General features: G+C 65.0%; 16 protein-coding genes. 6 read left to right on the top strand and 10 right to left on the bottom strand.

All coding sequences use genetic code 11. The annotated features are described in order from the left end of the window. Positions 1–6: 6 nt before the first annotated feature. The gene (locus tag VSR34_RS24830) at positions 7–684 is read left to right on the top strand and encodes an amino acid ABC transporter permease (protein ID WP_342963814.1); all 678 of its coding nucleotides are present in this window, start codon (positions 7–9) and stop codon (positions 682–684) included. Continuing rightward, positions 684–1,442 (top strand): amino acid ABC transporter ATP-binding protein, encoded by a 759-nt coding sequence (locus tag VSR34_RS24825; protein WP_342963813.1) that lies wholly within the window; start codon positions 684–686, stop codon positions 1,440–1,442. The genes VSR34_RS24830 and VSR34_RS24825 overlap by 1 nt, the downstream gene beginning before the upstream one ends. Positions 1,443–1,485: 43 nt before the next feature. Here the strand turns inward: VSR34_RS24825 and VSR34_RS24820 are convergent, their stop codons facing one another. The 10 genes from VSR34_RS24820 to VSR34_RS24775 form a co-directional block, all read right to left on the bottom strand. After that, a complete protein-coding gene (locus VSR34_RS24820; protein ID WP_155836930.1) occupies positions 1,486–1,656 on the bottom strand; it encodes a hypothetical protein in 171 nt (56 codons plus the stop codon). Between the two features lie 17 nt (positions 1,657–1,673). Further along, positions 1,674–3,668, bottom strand: coding sequence for a family 2A encapsulin nanocompartment cargo protein cysteine desulfurase (locus tag VSR34_RS24815; protein WP_342963812.1), 1,995 nt, complete (start codon positions 3,666–3,668; stop codon positions 1,674–1,676). Then, the gene (locus VSR34_RS24810; protein WP_028213917.1) at positions 3,643–4,575 is read right to left on the bottom strand and encodes a family 2A encapsulin nanocompartment shell protein; all 933 of its coding nucleotides are present in this window, start codon (positions 4,573–4,575) and stop codon (positions 3,643–3,645) included. Before VSR34_RS24810 ends, VSR34_RS24815 begins: the two co-directional genes overlap by 26 nt. Before the next feature lie 80 nt (positions 4,576–4,655). Next, positions 4,656–4,943: a helix-turn-helix transcriptional regulator gene (locus VSR34_RS24805; protein ID WP_051391075.1), complete on the bottom strand. Its 288-nt coding sequence runs from the start codon at positions 4,941–4,943 to the stop codon at positions 4,656–4,658. Next, a complete protein-coding gene (gene epsC / locus VSR34_RS24800; protein WP_051391076.1) occupies positions 4,940–5,911 on the bottom strand; it encodes a serine O-acetyltransferase EpsC in 972 nt (323 codons plus the stop codon). Before epsC ends, VSR34_RS24805 begins: the two co-directional genes overlap by 4 nt. Positions 5,912–5,963: 52 nt before the next feature. Next, the gene (locus VSR34_RS24795) at positions 5,964–6,431 is read right to left on the bottom strand and encodes a rhodanese-like domain-containing protein (RefSeq protein ID WP_342963811.1); all 468 of its coding nucleotides are present in this window, start codon (positions 6,429–6,431) and stop codon (positions 5,964–5,966) included. A gap of 113 nt (positions 6,432–6,544) precedes the next feature. After that, positions 6,545–7,282, bottom strand: coding sequence for an amino acid ABC transporter permease (locus VSR34_RS24790; RefSeq protein ID WP_342963810.1), 738 nt, complete (start codon positions 7,280–7,282; stop codon positions 6,545–6,547). Further along, entirely contained in the window at positions 7,279–8,010 is a 732-nt protein-coding gene (locus VSR34_RS24785; RefSeq protein ID WP_028213920.1) for an amino acid ABC transporter permease, read from the bottom strand. The genes VSR34_RS24790 and VSR34_RS24785 overlap by 4 nt, the downstream gene beginning before the upstream one ends. A gap of 81 nt (positions 8,011–8,091) precedes the next feature. After that, on the bottom strand, positions 8,092–8,925 hold the full coding sequence (locus tag VSR34_RS24780; RefSeq protein WP_342963809.1) for an ABC transporter substrate-binding protein: 834 nt from the start codon (positions 8,923–8,925) through the stop codon (positions 8,092–8,094). A gap of 351 nt (positions 8,926–9,276) precedes the next feature. Further along, complete coding sequence (locus VSR34_RS24775) at positions 9,277–10,239, bottom strand: sulfonate ABC transporter substrate-binding protein (protein WP_028213922.1); 963 nt, start codon at positions 10,237–10,239, stop codon at positions 9,277–9,279. Between the two features lie 484 nt (positions 10,240–10,723). Here VSR34_RS24775 and VSR34_RS24770 point away from each other — a divergent pair, with 484 nt between their 5' ends. The 4 genes from VSR34_RS24770 to VSR34_RS24755 are packed head-to-tail and all read left to right on the top strand — an operon-like array spanning position 10,724 to position 14,608. Next, a complete protein-coding gene (locus VSR34_RS24770; RefSeq protein ID WP_028213923.1) occupies positions 10,724–11,563 on the top strand; it encodes an ABC transporter permease subunit in 840 nt (279 codons plus the stop codon). 14 nt (positions 11,564–11,577) lie between these two features. Further along, positions 11,578–12,303 (top strand): ABC transporter ATP-binding protein, encoded by a 726-nt coding sequence (locus VSR34_RS24765; RefSeq protein ID WP_238328036.1) that lies wholly within the window; start codon positions 11,578–11,580, stop codon positions 12,301–12,303. A gap of 33 nt (positions 12,304–12,336) precedes the next feature. Next, on the top strand, positions 12,337–13,344 hold the full coding sequence (locus tag VSR34_RS24760) for an NrtA/SsuA/CpmA family ABC transporter substrate-binding protein (RefSeq protein WP_342963808.1): 1,008 nt from the start codon (positions 12,337–12,339) through the stop codon (positions 13,342–13,344). 22 nt (positions 13,345–13,366) lie between these two features. Further along, a complete protein-coding gene (locus tag VSR34_RS24755) occupies positions 13,367–14,608 on the top strand; it encodes an acyl-CoA dehydrogenase family protein (RefSeq protein WP_342963807.1) in 1,242 nt (413 codons plus the stop codon). The last annotated feature ends 3 nt before the right edge of the window (positions 14,609–14,611 follow it).

Here is a 14,611-nt window from a genome sequence, read left to right as displayed (position 1 = left end):
TGAGCGATGCCGGCATGGCTGCATTTGATGGCGCAATCGTTGTGGCCACTGCTTTATGCGGGACTGGTCTTCACCGTCCCGCTCACGCTGGCTTCGTTTGCGATCGGCATGGCGCTCGCGTTCTTCGCGGCGCTCATTCGCCTCTTCGGGCAACGCTGGGCCGTCGCGGCCGTGCGTTTCTATATCTGGCTCTTTCGCGGCTCGCCGCTGCTCGTGCAACTGTTCGTCATCTTCTATGGATTGCCGAACGTGGGCATCGTGCTCGATCCTTTGACCGCAGCCATCATCGGCTTTTCGCTCAATGTGGGCGCCTATAACGCGGAAGTCATTCGCGGCGTGATCGAATCGATCCCGCGCGGTCAGTGGGAAGCCGCCTACTCGATGAACATGACGCGCGCGCAGGCACTGCGCCGCGCCATCCTTCCGCAAGCGATTCGCGTCGCGCTGCCCGCGCTCTCGAATTCGTTCATCTCACTCGTGAAGGACACGTCCCTCGCGGCCGTGCTGACCGTGCCGGAAATCTTCCAGGCTGCACAACGGATCGCCGCCGTGACCTACGAACCCCTGATTCTCTACACCGAGGCCGCTCTGATCTATCTCGTGTTCAGCTCCGTGCTTTCGCAGGCACAAGGCCGGCTCGAAGCGCGCTATGGCCGCCATGCCCTGTTCCAGGCGGGGCGCTGATGATCCGCATCGAGCAACTCCACAAGTCGTTCGGCAACCACGAGGTGCTTGCGGCCATCGACCTTACGCTCAAAGCGGGCAGCGTCACGGCTCTGATCGGACCGTCTGGCAGCGGCAAGAGCACGCTGCTACGCTGCATCAATCTGCTCGAAGTGCCAGACTCCGGGAGCCTGAGCGTGGGCGATGCCCGCCTCGAATTCAGCCGCGGCCGGCCGCTCTCCCACGCTGAAATTGCCTCGGTGCGCCGCCATACCGGCATGGTGTTCCAGAACTTCCAGTTATTCCCGCACCTCAGCGTCATCGAGAACGTGATGGAAGGCCTCGTCACGGTCCTCAAATGGGACAAGGAGCGCGCCCGCGACCGCGCCACCGCGCTGCTCACGAAAGTGGGCATTGCCCAGAAGTCGGACGCGTGGCCCTCTACATTGTCGGGCGGCCAGCAGCAGCGCGTGGCGATAGCCCGCGCGCTTGCGCCCTCGCCCCAGGTGCTGCTCTGCGACGAGCCGACCTCGGCGCTCGACCCGGAGCTTTCCGCCGAAGTGGTCGAAGTGCTGAGGCAACTCGCGCTGGAGGGCACGACCATGCTGATGGCAACGCATGACTTGCGGCTCGCGGCTTCCGTGGCGCACGACGCTGTTTTCCTCAAGGATGGCGTAGTCGTCGAAGCGGGTCCGTCGCATGAACTCTTCGCGCGCCCACAGGATGCACGCACGGCACGCTTCGTCTCCACGCTCACCCAGGCGCTGCCCTCGTTCTGAGCGTACGCGGAAGGCGCCACAGCCGCGGCGCGATTGATCCGGCTCAATGCACCTTGGGAAAGCTGTGACGCTCGGTAAGTTGCGCGAGAATCCGGTTCCTGTCGGTCACGAAGTGACGACCATTCAGCGTCTGCACGCCGTCAGGAACCGCATAGAGAAGCGAAAGAATCGCGAGCCAATAAAGGGAGAGAGTAAGCGGAGCGGCGTCAGGCAACGCCGCTCCGGGTCGTTCTACTGCCGTGGCGCCAGCGCGCGAACCACCGACACGAGCGCATCGACCTCTTCGCAGGTGTTGTAGAACGCGAGCGAGGGCCGCACGGTGGCCTCCAGACCGAAACGCCGCAGAATGGGCTGGGCGCAGTGATGCCCCGCACGCACGGCGATACCTTCACGGCTCAGCGCCTGCCCCACCTCTTCGGTGCTGTAGCCCTTCAGCACGAAAGACAGGACGCTGGCCTTGTCGCGCGCCGTGCCCACGAGGCGCACGCCCGGTACCGGCGCGAGCACACTCGTTGCGTACGCAAGCAGATCATGCTCGTAACGCGCGATGTTCTCGATGCCGATCCGGCTCACATAGTCCAGCGCCGCGCCCAGTCCCACCGCATCGGCGATATTGCCGGTGCCCGCCTCGAAGCGCGACGGCGGCGGCTGGAACACCGTCCGCTCGAACGTCACGTCCTGGATCATGTTGCCGCCGCCCTGCCACGGCGGCATGCTTTCCAGCACCTCGCGCTTGCCGTACACCACGCCGATGCCGGTCGGCCCATAGATCTTGTGGCCCGAGAACACGAAAAAGTCCGCATCGAGCGCCTGCACATCCACGCGCATGTGCGAAATCGACTGGGCGCCATCGACCAGCGCCTTCGCGCCCGCGCGATGCGCAAGCTCGACGATCTCATCGACCGGCACCACCGTACCCAGCGCGTTCGATACCTGCGTGACCGAAACGATCTTCGTGCGGTCGTTGAGCAGCTTGCGGTACTCGTCGAGCAGCACCTGCCCCGAATCGTCGACCGGAATGACGCGCAACTTCGCGCCCTTGAGCGCCGCAAGCTGCTGCCACGGCACGATGTTCGCGTGGTGCTCGAGATGCGACACGATGATCTCGTCGCCGTCGCCCACGTTATGCACGCCCCAGGTCTTCGCGATCAGGTTGATCGCCTCGGTCGTGCCGCGCACGAACACGATCTCTTCGGGCGACGATGCATTGATGAAGCGCTGCACCGTCTTGCGTGCATGCTCGTATGCGTCGGTCGCCCGCGCCGCGAGCGTGTGCGCCGCGCGGTGAATGTTCGAGTTCTCGTGTGCATAGAAGTACGCGAGGCGATCGATCACGGCCTGGGGCTTGTGCGTCGTCGCGGCGTTGTCGAACCACACCAGCGGCTTGCCGTTCACGCGTTCCTGCAGGATCGGAAAGTCGCGGCGCACCGCGTGAACATCGAAAGGCGGATGCGCGCCCGCAGGCAGCGTGCTCTCTGCGCCGCCGGGCGCGGCCGCGCGTTCGTCGAGAAAGTATCGCGCGGGGCCGCCGTTTGCATCGTAGTCCCGATGATTGAGCGTCAGCAGGCCACGCAGCGCGTCGTCGCCGGGCAAGCCGAACGCCTCGGGTGACGCGAGACCCTGTGCGGGCACCTCGATATCGCGCGCCGCACCGCGCCAACCGTTCTCCGCGGCTTCAGTAAAGTAGAACGGCGAACGCTCGCTCGTCGTGGGCCGGACCGGTTCAGGCCGCTCCGAAACCGCATACGACTGCGGCACGCCAAGCAGCGCGCCGCCCGCGCGCGGCTCCAGCGCCGGCGTCACGCTCACCGCGTTGTCCGGCAGCCCGTTCGCCGCCGCCGCATGTGGGGCCAGCGCGGGTACGCGATTGCCGAGCGAGAGCACATGGGTTGGCGCGGAGGGCGCGAGATTCGCGCCCGGCACCTTGCCCTGCGGCGGCGCGAAGCCCGGCACGCCCGTGCCGGTGCCACCGGGTCCCGCGAGCGGCGAGCCCGCCGGCGCCGGATTGCTTAGGGAGGCGAGTATCGGCGCGGCCGCCGGCAACGCGGACGGCACGCCGCCAACCGCGCCGCTTCCAGCCGTCACGCCAGGCGCGCCAGCGCCGCCCGGCAACGTGCTGAAGAACTCGTTGGCGAGACGCGCGAGCGTGGCGGGGTCCGGCAGGCCGCCAGGCAACGGCGGATGCGCGATCTCCGTTGGGTTAGCGGTAGGTGTCAGGGTAGTCATGGTACTTGCCGATTTCCACGTCATCGAGGACCGCCAGCGCATCCGGCGAATGAACCGCCAGCGAGCAATACAGCGAGATCAGGTACGACGCGATCGCCTGGTTGTTGATGCCCATGAAGCGCACCGAAAGCCCCGGCCCCTGCTCGCCCGCCACGCCCGGCTGATAAAGGCCCACCACGCCCTGGCGCTTGTCGCCCACGCGCAGCAGCAGGATCTTGGTCTTGCCGTCGGCAACCGGCACCTTGTCCGAAGGAATCAGCGGAATGCCGCGCCAGGTGAGGAACTGCGAACCGAACAGGCTCACGGTGGGCGGCGGCACGCCGCGCCGCGTGCATTCGCGGCCAAACGCCGCGATCGCGAGCGGGTGCGTGAGGAAGAACGCCGGCTCCTTCCATACCTTCGTGAGCAGTTCGTCGAGATCGTCGGGCGTGGGCGCGCCGGTCAGCGGGAAAATGCGTTGCTCTTCCTCGACGTTCGCCAACAGGCCGTAGTCGGGATTGTTGATGAGCTGGCTTTCCTGCAGTTCCTTGATCGTCTCGATCGTGAGACGAAGCTGCTCCTTGATCTGGTCGTGCGGGCTGCTGTACAGGTCGGAAATCCGCGTGTGCACGTCGAGCACGGTGCTCACCGCGTTGAGGAAGTATTCGCGCGGCTGTTCTTCGTAAGGCACGAACGTCGTGGGCAGCGTGCCCTCATCCTCGCGCGCCGTGCACGTGGCACGAACTGCTTCGGGATCCTTAACACGATTCAGGCGATAAATGCCGGCTTCGACCGGTACCCACTGCAGCAGGTGCGTCAGCCAGCGCGGCGTGATCGTGGAAAGCTGCGGGACGGTTTTGGTGGCATTCGCCAGTTGCCGCGCGGCGTTATCGCCAAGCGCGTTCTGACCGCTCAAGGTCGTGGACATAAAGAAGGGCTCCGGTTACTTATAACGAAAACTGCTTTACTTATGACGACGGCAGATTATCAGGAGCCAATGGAGCAAGATCAACCGGCTATAGGCGGCAGCGCCCGGGAGGACAACTGAGTGCTGGGAAGCGCGATGCCGTTCGCTGCGCCTGCGGCGCCACCCGCAAGCAACTCCGCGATGCCAACGCCGAAGGCCAGCGCGAGTTTTTCGACCGTGACGATCGAGGCGATGGCCTTGCCGCGCTCGATTTCACCGACATAGGTGCGGTTCAGCCCCGCGTGCTCGGCGAGCCGTTCCTGCGACCAGGCGTGCGCCTCGCGCAGGCGGCGTACGGTTGCGCCAAAGTCGTGGACGATGGCGCTCATCGTGCCGCGCCCGCTGCGATGGCATCCGGCGCGGCGGTGGCGGCCGCGCCGCGTGCGCCGGCCGGCGCGCGCACTTCGTGCCGCGAAATCGCCTGGGTGATATGCGCCCCCGCAGGCACGTCTTCAGTCAGCCAGACATTGCCGCCAATCACCGCGCCGCGGCCGAGCGTGACGCGCCCGAGAATGGTCGCGCCCGCGTAAATGACGACATCGTCCTCGACGATGGGATGTCGCGGCAGCCCCTTCTCGACATTGCCGGCCGCATCGCGCGGAAAGCGTTTCGCACCGAGCGTCACGGCCTGGTAGACGCGTACGCGCTCGCCGATGATCGCCGTTTCGCCGATCACGACGCCCGTGCCGTGATCGATGAAGAACGCGCTGCCGATCTGGGCGCCCGGATGAATGTCGATGCCGGTGGCCGCATGCGCCAGTTCGGAGATGATGCGCGCGAGCAGCGGCAAGCCGAGCCTGTAGAGTTCGTGCGCGAGGCGGTGGTGGATCATCGCCAGCACGCCCGGATAGCAGAGCAGCACTTCGTCGACGCTGCCTGCGGCGGGATCGCCGTTGAATGCTGCCAGCACATCGCTATCGAGCAAGCTGCGGATTGCCGGCAGGCGCGCCGAAAACGCTCGCACGGCGGCCAATGCGTGCGCATCGATTTTGCCGTGATCGGTCTCGGCGTGACGCGCCTTGTAGCGCAGTTCGAGCCGCGCCTGGGCAAGCAGCGCGTGAAGCGCGGCATCGAGCGCGTGACCGACGTAGAAGTTTTCGCTTTCCTGACGCAGGTCCGGCGGCCCGAGCCGCATGGGGAACAGCACGCCCTTGAGCGTTTCGACGACCTCGGCCAGCGCCTCGCGCGCCGGCAAGTCGCGGCCGCCCGGCTCCAGCGCGCGACGCTGGCGTTCCCGCCATTGTTGACGCACTTCCTGCAGTGCATCGACGACTTCCGCGACATGAAATACGCTCACACCCGTTCCCTCTTCGTTGTTCGTTATGAATGGTCCAGCGTGCGTTGAGACGCTAGTCCTGCACCCACGGCAAGCCATGAAAACGCCAGCCATTGCGCAGGCCGCGCTTCCCTGCTTCGTCCAGGTCGCCTTCAAAGCCCTCGGTGACGTTGAACACATGGGCGAAGCCCGCTTTGGCCGCCGCCTCGGCGGCCTGCGCCGAGCGGTTGCCGCTGCGGCACAGCAGGACGATGGCCGCGCTCTTGCCCGCTTTCGCTTCCAGTTCGCGAACGAAACGCGGATTGCGCGTGAAGCTCGTGCCGGTCGCCCACGCCACGTGCAAGGTGCCCGGCACGTGGCCAACGAACTTGCGTTCTTCTGCGGTGCGCACGTCTACGATCACCGCTTCGCCTGCCTGCTGGAGCGCCCAGGCCTGCTGCGGCGTCACGCCGCCGGCATACGGCACGCCGGCCGCCTGCGCGACGGCGCGCGCCGCTTCCAGATCCGCATGCAGCGGTTTTTCATGCAATTCCACTGTCATCAGTGCCTCCTTAAGGTGTGCGGCAGCGTTCCGACGCTCGGACCGCCGCCGTCTATAGCCATCAGGATTCCACTATGCGAGTGCGCCGCCCGGGTTCCAACCAATAAAAACTGCTATGCAAATGGGCGCAGGCGTGAGATGCAATTGCGCCATATCGAACGCCGCGCTTTGGCGCTTGCTTCTTTGCGTCGCAGCAGCGCGATTGCGAGCCACTGCAGCACACCACACAAGACCAGATAGACGAACCCGACAAACAGGAAGATCTGCGCGGGATACACCATCAACCGGTTATTGAGTTGATTCGCGAGGAAGGTGAACTCCGGCACGCCTACGATGTAAGCCAGCGACGTGTCCTTGATCAGTGAGACCCATTGATTGACGAACGACGGCATCATCACCCGCACGGCTTGCGGCAGGACCACTTCCCTCAGCGCCTGCCATCTCGTGAGACCGAGCGACAGCGCGGCATCAAGCTGCCCCTTGCCGATCGATACGATGCCCGCGTGCACCGAATGCGAGAGGTACGCGCCGCCAATCAGCGCGAGCGCGCACACGACCGTCGCGAGACCGGGTACGTCGACGTGCAGCAGAATCGGCATGAGGAAGAAAGTCCAGAAGATCAGCATCAACACGGGGATGGCGCGGAAGAAAGCCACCACTGCCGTGAGCGCCAGATGGGCGATGCCGCGCGTCATGGCGAGCGCAATGCCGCCCGCCAGACCGACCAACGCCGCGAGCATGGCCGATGTCAGCGACAGCACGATGGTCAGCGCGACGCCGCCCAGCGGCCCCGCGGGAAAGGCACCCAGCAGCAGGTAGCGCAGCGTCGAAAACCAGTCGATTGCATTCATGCACGGCCTCGCTGCAAGGCGCGGTTTCCGGTGCGCTGCCAGACGACGAGCGCCACCTCGATGGCCGCGATGGTCAGCACGTAAAACACGGTCGCGATACCGAAGGCCTGAAACGTCTTGAACGTTTCCGTATCCACCTGGCGCGACATGTATGAGAGTTCCGCAACGCCGATCGCCATGGTAAGCGACGAGTTCTTCACCAGATTCATGTACTGGCCCGCGAGCGGCGGCGTCGCGATGCGCAGCGCCTGCGGCAGGATCACGTAACGCAGCGCGGTGTAGCGCCCCATGCCGAGCGCGGCGGCGGCCTGTTCCTGCGCCTGGCTGACGCCGCGCAGGCCGGCGCGAAATTCCTCGCCGATAAAAGCCGTCGTATAGCACGTGAGGCCGATCCAGCCCGCCAACAATTCGAAGCTGGGCCAGCGCAAGGAGATAGGCCCCCACGTCAGGGCATGGCGCGTATTCAACCACGTCATCCATTCCGCTGGCAGCAACGCCGCCGCGCCGAAGTACCAGAACAGCAGTTGCACCAGCAACGGCGAATTGCGGAACACGAACACATAGAGTGAAGCGGCGCTCGCAATCGCAGCCTTGTGCGTCGTGCGCGCGATGGCCAGAACGAAGCCGAGCAGCGTCGCGCAGAGTCCCGCGCAAACGGAAAGCAGCAAGGTGACGACGAGGCCCTGTTCAAGCCACGACAAGTACTTGGGTTCAAGCCAGGTATGCATGAATCAGCACGCGGGAAGCAGAAAGCACAAAGCCCGAGCCTCGATGGAGCGAGGCCCGGGCCCGAATCACGAAGAGAGCGATCAGCTGCTCTTCTGTGGATCGCCGATCTTGAAGAGGCGCGGCAGCGGCGCTGCGCTCTTCGGGCCGAACCACCGGTCGTAGATTTGCGCGGCCTCGCCGTCGGCTTCGAGATGCGTGAGCGTGTCGTTCACGGCGTCGACCAGACGCGTTTCGCCCTTCGGCACGCCAACGCCCTCGTAATCGTTGGAGATGGTGAAGGCCGGAATCTCGTAGTTCTGCTTGTCCGGCACACGCGCCAATAGCGCGACGAGCTTCGGGCCATCTTGCGTGATGGCCTGCACGTTGCCCGTGCGCAGCGCCGCGAACGCAAACGGCGTGTCGTCATAGGCGACGATGGTTGCGTTCGGATATTTCGCGCGCACCTGCTGTTCGTTGGTCGTGCCTTTGTCTGCGCCAATGCGCAGGCTGTTGAGCTGATCGGGCGATTTGAGCGTGCCCTTCTTCGCGATGAACTGCGTGCCCGAAGCGAAATACGGCGTGCTGAAATCGACTTCTTTCTTGCGCTCGTCCGTGATCGTGAAGTTGGCGAACACGAGGTCGACCTTGCCCGACTTGAGGAACGCAATGCGGTTTGCCGGATTGGTCGGCTGCACTTCGAGCTTCACGCCCAGGCGCTTCGCAACGGCGCGCGCGTAGTCCACGTCGAGGCCGACGATCTGATTGTCCTTCGAATCGACGAAACCGAACGGCGGATTGCTGTCGAACGCGGCCACGCGCAGCACACCCGCCTTCTTGATGTCATCGAGCCGATCGGCGTGCGCCGCGTTCGATGCAACGGCAAGCAGCCCCGTCAGCAGTGCGGGAAACACTGCACCCCAGATTTTGTTCTTCATTGTCGAATTCCTTCATGTTCGTTATGCCATCGCCTGAATGCCGCGAGAGCCGGCGGTGGCGATGCCCGGACTGTAGAGGTGCGCCGCCCTTCAGGGAACGAAGTATTTTTCACGTCGAAAGTCCCGGGGACGATATGGAACACCGGCCAACGAGGCGTGAAAACACGGCCTGCGCGTCAACACGCTGTCGGTTTGCCACGCTGGTCGCTCCATAGCCGGGCCCACCGCGATGCGTAGGCGATGGCGTGATCCGCCTCGCCTGGCTGCGCGCCGCCGGTGCGATGGCGCCTGGAGCGCCGGTTCTGGCGCTCGGCCGGAGTGCATGGTTGGCGCCCGCGATCTCGATTGACGCTATGCGAGCCCCACCGGTGCCGCATCCAGCACGTTCACGCGCTTCGGAATGAGCTTGAGGTCGAAGAACGTATTCGCGATCTGCTGCTGCTCGGCGAGGATCGCCTTCGTGATCGGACCTGTCCCGAAGTGCACGCGCCCGATCGCCTCGTTTGCCACGTCATCGGGCAGCCCCCAGAGCTGCGCGAGCTCCGCTGCGAGCGCCGCCCGGTTGCCCTGCCCCCACTGGTCGATCTGGCTCAATTCGTCGATGAGGATCTTGATCACGTCGGGGTTCTGTTTCGCGTAGCTCAGGGACGAAAAATAATAGGCGCGGTTGCCGACCACGCCGCTCGCATCGACGAGAATGCGGGCGTTGAGTGTCTTTTGCGCGGCGGCGAGAAACGGATCCCAGATCACCCACGCGTCGACGGAGCCGCGCTCGAAAGCCGCACGGGCGTCGGCTGGCGCGAGGAATACCAAGTTGACGTCGGCATATTGCAGGTTGTGCGCTTCCAGCAGCTTCACAAGGAAGTAGTGGACGTTGCTGCCGCGATTGAGCGCAATCGTCTTGCCTTTGAGATCGGGCACGCTGCGAATAACCGATGTGTGAGGCACGAGCACCGCTTCCGATTGCGGCCGCGGCACCGTGGCCGCCACATAGGCGAGAGGCGCGCCGGCGGCCTGGGCGAAGATGGGAGGCGCCTCGCCTACGTCGCCGAAGTCGATCGACCCCACGTTTAGCGCTTCGAGTTGCACGGGCCCCGCAGCGAACTCGGTCCACGTGAGCGTGACACCCAGCGGCGCGAGGCGCTTCTCCAGCGTCCCGCGCCCTTTGAGCAGAGTCAGATAGCCCTTCTGGTTGCCGATGCGGAGCGTGCGCGAAGCGCTAGCTGCTCTCGCCGGCGACGTGCCGAGCACAGGCAATGCAGCGAGCGCTGCGGCTCCGGCAGAAATTTTGATGAAGTGGCGGCGTGCGTTCATGCGTGGCGGGTTCGACTGTAATCGAAGAGGAATGGCGATGCGGCCGATGTTATAAGCCGCCAGACGCCGTTGAAACGATCAAATCCTGCGCTCCTAATTCCTGCCACAGATAACTGCGTTGGCTCGGCGGCGCTGCGTTCAAACCGCGGCGCATTTGCGAAACGCATATTTCCTTAGAAGAACAATGCGTTTGCCTTATGCGAGAGCGCTCCGTATCGTGCTCTTTCGTCATCCGGATTACCCCGGCGGATCCTTCATGCGCCGCGCTTATGTCCGCGTTCTTGTCGCGATTGCTGCAACGTTGCCGGTGGCCGTATCCGCCGTCACGATCAGGCCGGCGACCAGCGGTTACAGATGCACGGCACGCTCGAGGCATCGGGCCTGGTGAAGGGCGTGCCTTCGGCCGCGCCCTGAACGGGCACCCGTCCGCACAAAAGGCTTTTCACTACCGCTTGTATCTGTATACGGCAACTACGGAACCGACATGGCTGATGTCACCTCGTCTTCGAACCGCTATGTCCCGCCTTTGCGGGCCGCCTCGCGGCTTTCGACGGACCGCTTCTACGCCTGGCTCTCGTGGGCCATCCCCGCGCTGATCGTCGTGGTCTGGGAGCTCGCGGCGCGCGTGGGCTGGGTCACGCCGCAAGTGCTGCCTGCGCCGAGCCGCGTAGCCGCGACGGCGTGGGAGCTTGCCCGCAACGGCGAACTGTTCGTTCACCTGGGCGTCTCGCTGCTGCGCGCGGTGACCGGCTTCCTGATCGGCGGCACGATCGGTCTCGTGCTTGGTGTACTGGTGGGTTTTTCCCGGCTCGCGCAGGCGCTCGTCGACCGCTCGATCCAGATGGTCCGCGCAATCCCCTTTCTCGCCATGCTGCCGCTCGTCATCGTGTGGTTCGGCGTGGGTGAAGTCGCGAAGATTTTTCTTGTCGCGCTGGCCGTGCTCTTTCCCATCTACATCAACACGATGCTCGGCATTCGTCAGATCGATCCGAAGCTGATGGAGCTCGCCGATGTGATCGGGCTGAGCTGGCGAGCGGTGGTGCGCCGGATCATTCTGCCGGGCGCCATGCCTTCGATTCTCACCGGCGTGCGTTACGCGCTGGCTCACGCATGGCTCGCCCTCGTGATCGCCGAAACACTCGCGACAACCAAAGGCATCGGCTTTCTCGCCATGGACGCCCGTGAATTCCTGCAAACCAACGTCATCCTGTTGACCATGATTATTTACGCGATCATCGGCGTCGCCGCGGACGCCCTGGTTCGCTCGCTCGAAGCCCGCTTCCTCTCGTGGCACGCGAATTACGCGAAGGGAGCGAATAGGTGACCTCTACTGTTGCGTTGTCCTTTCCTGCGAGTGGCGCGCATCGCGCCGGAAACGAAGCCCCCGCGTCGCCGTCGGCCGTATCGGTGCGCGGCCTGCAGCGCTGCTATGGCGAGCGCGTCGTCATCGACGCACTCGACCTCGATATCCGCCAAGGCGAATTCGTCGCGCTGCTCGGCGAAAGCGGCTGCGGCAAGACCACGCTGCTGCGCGCACTCGCCGGCCTCGACGAGCCGGATGCCGGGCAGATCCGCGCGCCCGAGCGGCCTTCCGTGGTGTTCCAGGAACATCGTCTGCTGCCCTGGGCCTCCTTGTGGGAGAACGTCGCGCTCGGCCACGAGTCCAGCATCGGGCGAGCTGGCGCCACTCGGGCGCTCGCCGAAGTCGGTTTGGCTGGCCGCGAGGACGACTGGCCGCGCAATCTTTCCGGCGGCCAGGCGCAGCGCGTAGCGCTCGCGCGTGCGCTAGTGCGCGATCCCGCTCTGCTGCTGCTCGACGAACCGTTCGCCGCGCTCGATGCGCTCACGCGCATCAAGATGCATGGGCTCGTGAAGGAACTGGTCGCGCGCCACGCGCCAGGCGTGCTGCTCGTGACCCATGACGTCGACGAGGCGCTCGCGCTCGCGGACCGGATTCTCGTCATGCGCGCCGGGCGCATCGCGGCTTCGTTCCACACCCAGAACCACACGCCGCAGGCCTTGCGGCTCACGCTGCTAGAGCAACTGGGCGTTCAGTCCCACTAAACGTTCCCTCACTACACAAGGAACTGCCCGAAAATGAATGATGCTTCGTTGACCCGCCGCCAGCTTCTGCGCGCGGCGGGGGGCCTGCTGGCCGGCGCCGCCGCCGCGAGTCTCCTTCCCGCGCGGGCGGCCGAGCCGCCCCGCAAGCTCACGCGCAACACCGACACGGTCCGCATTGGCTGGGGTTACGGCGCGTTGCCCGACATCGCCAGGCAACGTGGCGTGTTCGAGAAAACCCTCGCCGCGAAAAACATCAAGGTCGAATGGATCGGCCCGTTTCCGAACCACGCGCCGTCGATCCAGGCCGTGGTCGGCGGCAGCGCGGACTTCGGCTTCTGGGGGTCGACCACGCCCGCGCTCGCCGCCATGCTGGCGGGCTCGCCCATCGTCTTCACGGCCTTCGACGTGTATTCGCCCCGCTCCACCGCCATCATCGTGAAGAAGTCGAGCGGCATCAACTCGGTTGCCGATCTCGCCGGCCGCAAGGTCGCGGTGAACCGCTCGGGCCTGGGCGAATTTCTCGTGATCGCAGCGCTGGAGAAGCATCACGTCGACCGTGACAAGGTCGAGTTCGTCTATCTGAATCCGCCCGATGCGGCGCCGGCGTTCGCGCAGGGCAAGGTCGACGCGTGGTCGATGTGGTCGCCCGGCGTGGATATCGCTCGCTACTCGAATGACGCGAAGGACATCTTTATCGAAGGGCGCGATCTCGACTTCCTCATCGACTACAGCTCGCTCGTGACGCGACGCAAGTTCACCGAAGAAAACTCGGGGCTGGTGCGCGCCGTGGTCGATGCGTATTACGTGGAAGGCGCGTGGCAGTCGGCGCATGCCGCCGATTCGGAACTGCTCGTGCAAAGAGAAGCGAAGTATCCGGACCAGGTGCGCGACTACTTGACGAGCCTGAAGCGCGTGAACCAGTTCCATGAACCGGACGACGCGGCCTTCATGTCGCAGTTTCAGCGCGCGGCGGATTGGCTCGCGCAACGCAAGATCATCAACGCGCCCATCAAGGTTGCCGATTACAGCGTCAAGGTATGACGCCCCATGAACCGGATGAGGCATGCCTGAAAACTCCACCTTCCAGCCCGGCGCGATTGCACTCGTCTCGCCCTTGTCCGCCACGCTCGGGTTCTCCGAAGCGATAGCCGCGATCGCGGCAACGGCGGCGCAGCGCGAGCGGGAGCAGCGCCTGCCGCACGAAGAGATCGCCACGCTGAAGGCGCTCGGCTTCGGCGCGTTGCGCCTGAGCGCCGATGACGGCGGCCGCGGCCTGTCATTGAGCGAGCTCTTCGCCGTGGCGCGCGACGTCGCCGCGGCGGATTCGAACATCGCCCATGCTTTGCGCAATCACTTCTGGCAGGTCGAGGCGGCGCTCAAGCACCGCGCCCTGCCGTTCCATGCACACGTGCTCGATCTCGTGCGCCAGCGCAAGACAATCGGGCTCAGCTTCGTCGATAGCGACGCAACGGCGGCCGGCGCGCGGCCGAGCCGCGTGTTGAGCCGGCTGCAATGGGACGAGCGCAAAGGGGTGTATCTGGGCTCGGGCGACAAGGTCTACGCGACCGGTAATCTGTACAACGATGCATTCGTCGGCGTCGCAGTCGAAAGCCGTGCGAACACGACCGTGCAGTACGTGTTCGAGCGTGGCGAAGGCGTGAGCGAAGAGGACGACTGGCAGGGTTTCGGCCAGCGCCTGACCGGCTCCGGCACTGCGCGATTCCGCGACGTCGCGGTGAAGCCCGCGCATGTCTATGCGCCCGACCCGCCGAAAGGACCGGAAGCTGCACCATGGGGCTTCACGTTTCACCAGGTCTACCTGACCAACTGCATTGCCGGCATCGTCCGGCGCGTGGTGCTCGATGCGGTGGAAGTGTTGCGTGCGCGCAAGCGAAACTTCTACCATGGCGAGGCAGCGCATCCCGCAGACGAACCGGCGCTACAGGCGTTGCTCGGGCGTATTCGCGCGTACGCCGCGAGCATCGAGGCAAGCGCGGATCGCGCCGTGCTGGCTCTGCAACGCGCGTCGGAACGCGAAGGCACGAGCGACGAATACGCCGCCACGCTCGCCGCGACGCTCGCGGCTTCGGAAGCCAAGGTCGTGATTGACGATCTCGCGCCGCAAGTCGCGAGTTGGCTCATCGATCTCGGCTCGGGCTCGGTGGTATCGACCGGGGGCGCACTGGACCGGCATTGGCGCAACATCAAGGTGATCGCCTCGCACAACCCGCGGCTCTACAAGGAGCGCCTGCTCGGCCAGAATCTGCTGACCGGCCAGCTGCCGCCAACGGGCGCGTTCTTCTGATCG

This window comes from Paraburkholderia sp. JHI2823 (assembly GCF_038900695.1).
Classification (GTDB): Bacteria; Pseudomonadota; Gammaproteobacteria; order Burkholderiales; family Burkholderiaceae; genus Paraburkholderia; species Paraburkholderia mimosarum.
Note: the sequence above shows the minus strand (reverse complement) of the source record. Positions and strands in the feature narration are given on the sequence as shown.

Coding starts and splice junctions, on each gene's coding strand:
- VSR34_RS24830 (WP_342963814.1), top strand. CDS start 7: ATGCCGGCATGGCTGCATTTGATGGCGCAATCGTTGTGGCCACTGCTT.
- VSR34_RS24825 (WP_342963813.1), top strand. CDS start 684: ATGATCCGCATCGAGCAACTCCACAAGTCGTTCGGCAACCACGAGGTG.
- VSR34_RS24815 (WP_342963812.1), bottom strand. CDS start 3,668: ATGACTACCCTGACACCTACCGCTAACCCAACGGAGATCGCGCATCCG.
- VSR34_RS24810 (WP_028213917.1), bottom strand. CDS start 4,575: ATGTCCACGACCTTGAGCGGTCAGAACGCGCTTGGCGATAACGCCGCG.
- VSR34_RS24805 (WP_051391075.1), bottom strand. CDS start 4,943: ATGAGCGCCATCGTCCACGACTTTGGCGCAACCGTACGCCGCCTGCGC.
- VSR34_RS24795 (WP_342963811.1), bottom strand. CDS start 6,431: ATGACAGTGGAATTGCATGAAAAACCGCTGCATGCGGATCTGGAAGCG.
- VSR34_RS24790 (WP_342963810.1), bottom strand. CDS start 7,282: ATGAATGCAATCGACTGGTTTTCGACGCTGCGCTACCTGCTGCTGGGT.
- VSR34_RS24785 (WP_028213920.1), bottom strand. CDS start 8,010: ATGCATACCTGGCTTGAACCCAAGTACTTGTCGTGGCTTGAACAGGGC.
- VSR34_RS24780 (WP_342963809.1), bottom strand. CDS start 8,925: ATGAAGAACAAAATCTGGGGTGCAGTGTTTCCCGCACTGCTGACGGGG.
- VSR34_RS24775 (WP_028213922.1), bottom strand. CDS start 10,239: ATGAACGCACGCCGCCACTTCATCAAAATTTCTGCCGGAGCCGCAGCG.
- VSR34_RS24770 (WP_028213923.1), top strand. CDS start 10,724: ATGGCTGATGTCACCTCGTCTTCGAACCGCTATGTCCCGCCTTTGCGG.
- VSR34_RS24760 (WP_342963808.1), top strand. CDS start 12,337: ATGAATGATGCTTCGTTGACCCGCCGCCAGCTTCTGCGCGCGGCGGGG.
- VSR34_RS24755 (WP_342963807.1), top strand. CDS start 13,367: ATGCCTGAAAACTCCACCTTCCAGCCCGGCGCGATTGCACTCGTCTCG.